The organism is Oleiphilus sp. HI0117, from assembly GCF_001635235.1.
Map to the genome: position 1 here is coordinate 1 of NZ_LWGA01001359.1, position 281 is coordinate 281.

A 281-nucleotide genomic window follows, 5' to 3' on the forward strand; every position below is an offset into this window, starting at 1 on the left:
CCATAGAGAGCCTTGTATGACTTACCATAATCTTCGAGTAATTGTGCTTGTTCTTTAGTAAAGTGGCCGCTTCTTGCTATTCCTTTTGGAAAATGCTCTATAGCCCAAAATTTACCCGTTGTGTGGAATGCTTGTTTATTAGCCATATTTTTGCCTAATATAATCTAACCATCTTATTTCGCGCGATTATGCTTTCAATCGATTTATGCTGTAAAATGAACTTTTTTTCTAATTACGATAAATATTTTTAATCGATATGAATACAGATCTTCTGCGCACTT

Annotated in this window: 1 protein-coding gene; it reads right to left on the reverse strand. The window is 33.8% G+C overall.

The window, feature by feature from the left end; all coding sequences use genetic code 11:
- Positions 1-146 (reverse strand): DUF413 domain-containing protein (gene maoP, locus A3757_RS28205; RefSeq protein WP_197470265.1); only part of this gene is annotated, 146 nt, incomplete at its 3' end.
- Positions 147-281 lie beyond the last annotated feature (135 nt).